The sequence below is a fragment of the Neobacillus cucumis genome, from assembly GCF_002860255.1.
Lineage (GTDB): Bacteria > Bacillota > Bacilli > Bacillales > Cytobacillaceae > Neobacillus > Neobacillus cucumis_A.
In genome coordinates this window covers 1-1856 of record NZ_PGVE01000009.1, presented here as the reverse complement: position 1 = coordinate 1856, position 1856 = coordinate 1, and the positions used below count along the sequence as shown (strand labels likewise).

Genomic DNA, 1856 nt, shown 5'->3' with positions numbered 1-1856 from the left:
ATACCAGGTGTTATCTTAGGAAGTACCCTATCATCAAAATTCCCCGAAAAACCTTTGAGAACACTCATGGCCATAATGATTTTAATTAGCGGGTTTAAATTAATTTAACAGCCTCCCTTTGAAAAAACTTGTCCTTCTCTCGGAATTATTAACATATAATGTGTTGAAATGGATATTTTCGGGAGGTAGCTATGTTTATAATCTTAGAAAAAGCAGTCTTGGGGATGGCCTTTTTACGATTATTATCTGGCAGTATCGAGATATTTGCAGCTATTTTAATGTTAAGATTTAATTCAGTTGAGAAGGCCTTAATGATTAATTCATCACTCGCTCTTGTTGGTCCTATTATATTAATACTAACTACTACAATAGGATTAGTAGGAATTGTCGGTAATATATCAGTTATGAAAATTGTTTGGATACTACTTGGGGTTGCATTTATATTAATAGGAGTTAAATCATAATTAGGCATAGCTTTTGCCTATCAAAGGAAAAAGCCTATCAGATACGATAGGTCTGATAGGCTTACTCATCTTCCTGTCTAGTTCGATCCTGTGGGTTTAGCATATGCCCTCGCATATTACTATATGGAACAGGAGAACGTAGAAGGACTAATTTGAAATCCAATGGATTAAACGGGATAAATGGATATAGATAAGGGATATTCATCGTCCTCGTTGTAACTAATAACAATATCCATAATGTTATTCCTATTAATAATCCTGGGACTTGAAGTATTGCAACCATAATTAATAAGAAAACACGAAAAATACGATTTGCAAGGCTTAATTCATAACTAGGTGTAGCAAAGGTTCCAATAGCTGAAACTGCAACATATAGAACTACCTCATGAGTAAAAATCCCTACTTGGACCGCTACATCTCCAATAATGATTGCAGAGACGATACCAAGGGCGGTAGCAAGGGCATTAGGGGTGTGTATGGCAGCCATCCGCAAAATTTCAATTCCTATTTCCGCGATAAGAAATTGCCAAATGAGTGCAAGTTCCCCGTGATCTTTAACCCCTATAAATTTCCATCGTTCCGAGAGAAGCTGTTCATTGGTTGCATAGGTATACCATAAGGGTAATAGAAATAAGGATGCGGTAACCGCAATAAATCGGGCAAACCGTAAAAAGGCTCCTACCAAGGGCTTTTGACGGTATTCCTCCGCATGCTGGAGATGATGCCAAAAAGTAGCGGGACAGATCATAACACTTGGCGAACCATCAACAACAATAAGAATATGCCCCTCCATTAAATGAACAGAACTGGTATCAGCTCTTTCCGTGTACCTAACTAACGGATAGGGGTTATAGTTTCTGCCAAAAACAAATTCTTCTATGGTTTTTTCACCCATAGAAACTCCATCAATTGAAATGTCCTCAAGTTTTTCTCTCAGCCATTTCACATTTTCCATATCGGCAATACTGTCTATGTATACTAAAGCTACGTCTGTCTTAGAACGTTTACCAACCTGTACATATTCCATTACCAACGATCGATCTCGTACCCGACGGCGAATTAAGGCAAGGTTAAAAACAATCGTCTCGACAAAACCATCACGCGGGCCACGAACCACACGCTCAATATCAGGTTCCTGTGGAGAGCGGATCGGGTACTCCCGTGAATCAATCAGTACCACTTTACTTCCTTGTTCTACAACTAAAGCAGTCTGTCCTGCAAGAACTTGGGCAATTACCTCTTCTAAATCAGGTGTTGTAACTACCTCTACATGTGGAATAAATGTATGAACCAGCTCATCTATTGGATCATTCTTAAATTCTTCGGGTTTATGCTTTTCAAGTTCCTTCATTATTAAAAGCAAGATATTGGCTTGTGCAAACCCATCCACGA

Annotated in this window: 2 protein-coding genes; one reads left to right on the top strand and one right to left on the bottom strand. The window is 38.5% G+C overall.

Features of this window, described 5'->3' with window-relative positions; all coding sequences use genetic code 11:
• Positions 1 to 191: 191 nt before the first annotated feature.
• A complete protein-coding gene (locus tag CVD27_RS00830; protein ID WP_180960109.1) occupies positions 192 to 464 on the top strand; it encodes a YqhV family protein in 273 nt (90 codons plus the stop codon).
• Positions 465 to 525: 61 nt separating this feature from the next.
• Here the strand turns inward: CVD27_RS00830 and CVD27_RS00825 are convergent.
• Positions 526 to 1856: spore germination protein (locus CVD27_RS00825; RefSeq protein ID WP_101646009.1), on the bottom strand; the 1331-nt coding region annotated here is incomplete at its 5' end.

Coding starts and splice junctions, on each gene's coding strand:
- CVD27_RS00830 (WP_180960109.1), top strand. CDS start 192: ATGTTTATAATCTTAGAAAAAGCAGTCTTGGGGATGGCCTTTTTACGA.